The organism is Haloactinopolyspora sp. (assembly GCF_027324685.1).
GTDB lineage: Bacteria > Actinomycetota > Actinomycetes > Jiangellales > Jiangellaceae > Haloactinopolyspora.
Genome location: NZ_DAHVSH010000065.1, coordinates 1 through 1,925, shown reverse-complemented (window position 1 = coordinate 1,925; position 1,925 = coordinate 1). Strand labels below are relative to the sequence as shown.

Annotated in this window: 1 protein-coding gene; it reads right to left on the bottom strand. The window is 69.1% G+C overall.

Features of this window, described 5'->3' with window-relative positions; all coding sequences use genetic code 11:
• Nucleotides 1-1,925: protein translocase subunit SecD (gene secD, locus M6444_RS07795; RefSeq protein WP_298325192.1), on the bottom strand; the 1,925-nt coding region annotated here is incomplete at both ends.

Here is a 1,925-nt window from a genome sequence, read left to right as displayed (position 1 = left end):
TAGGCCAGCTGCGCGGCGAGCGCCACCCCGAGCGCGATGAACGCGTTGCGTTGCAGCTCTTCACCGAGGCTGGGGCCGATCAGCTCGTCACGCACGACCTCCGCGCCCCCGCCGAGCTCACCGAGAGCCTCCTGGACCTCGATGGACTGGTCGTCACTCATGTCAGAGGCGCGCACGGCGATGTCGCCGTCGCCGGACTCCTGCACGATCGCCGTCGGGAACCCGGCATCGGCGACGGCGGCCCGGGCGTCATCGATGTCGACCGGTTCGTTGGTGGCCACTTCGACCATCCGGCCACCGGTGAAGTCGATACCGAAGTCCAGCCCGCGGATGAAGATACCGCCGAGTCCGATGACAACAGCGACGGCCGAGATGGCAAGCCAGCGCAGCGGGAAACGCATCAAGTTGGTGTTGGTGCTCCGCAGCCAGATCCGGACCCGGCCGTGGCGGGCCAGCCCGCTGGCGGCGGGGTGGTTGCGGACCCAACGCCGGTCGGCGAGCCACTCGCAGAAGACCCGGCTGAGCACCAGGGCGGACATCAGCGAGGCCAGCACACCGATGGTCAGCGTGACACCGAATCCACGCACCGGACCGGCCGCCAGGAAGAACAGCAGGCCGGCAGCGAGCAGCGTGGTGATGTTGGAGTCCGCGATGGCCGACAGCGCGTTCTTGAATCCGCTCTGGACCGCCCCGCGCAGGCTCTTCGTCTTGCCGTCGACGTAGTCCTCACGGGCTCGCTCGAAGATCAGCACGTTCGCGTCGACGGCCATACCGATGGCGAGCACGAAACCGGCGAGACCAGGCAGCGTCAACGTGGCACCGAGCGCGGTGAGCGCGGCGAAGGACATCAGGCCGTAGCCGAGCAAGGCCAGAATCGCCATGACACCGACCAAGCGGTAGACCACGGCGATGAAGATCGTCGTCAGTGCCATGCCGATGATGGCGGCCCAAGCGCTGGCCTCAATGGCCTCGTCGCCCAGGGTGGGGCCGACGACGCGCTGCGAGATGATCTCGACCGGGACTGGTAGTGCACCACCCTTGATCAGCGCGGCCAGGTCCTTCGCCTCGGCCTGGTCGAAGTTGCCGGTGATCTCGGTCTGCCCGCCGCGGATGCCCACGCCGCACTGGACAGACTGGGTGACGTTCGGTGAGGAGATGACCTCACCGTCGAGAACGATGGCGATGCGGCGCCGGGGATCGTTGGCCGGCTGACAGGCTGCCTCGCTGGTCAGGTTCGCCCAGGTGTTTCCGCCGTCGCCGGTGAAGTCGATGGTGACGAACCAGCCGCGCTGCGGGTCGAACAGGCCGTCGGCCCCGTCGATCTCCTCACCGGTCATCGCCGCCGGACCGATCTGGATCGGCTGCCCGGACTCGTCCGCGATCACCTGGCCTTCGCCCTCGGCCGGCGCCTCGTTCTGCGGAGCATCGGTTCCGGTGTCGTCACTGGGCGGCGATGGCTCGGTGTCGCCGCCGGCCGCGCCCTCGGTGGCGTCGGTGTTCGGAGTCGACGTGTCGTCGGGCGTCGGCGTCTCTTGCGGCGTCGCCTCGCCGCCGTCCTCACCATTGGGGGTGGGCAAGTCCTCCGGCGCGGCATAGCCCAGGACCGGGTGAACGGTCAGCTGAGCGGTCTGTCCCAGCGCGTCGGAGGCTTCGCGGGGATCGTCGACGCCCGGCAGCTCGACGATGATGCGCCGGTCGCCGGAACGGGTCAACGACGGTTCGGCGACACCGAGGGCGTCGACCCGTCGGCGCAGCACACCGAGTGCACGGTCGGTGGACTCCGCGTTCGCCTCGACGTTGTCGGTGCTCTGGGTCTCGAGCACGATCTGGGCGCCGCCGCGCAGGTCGAGGCCCAGGTTGGGCTGGGCGGTCAACGTCACATAGGTCGACGCACCGAGGACCAGCAGCGCGACGACGGCCCGGAC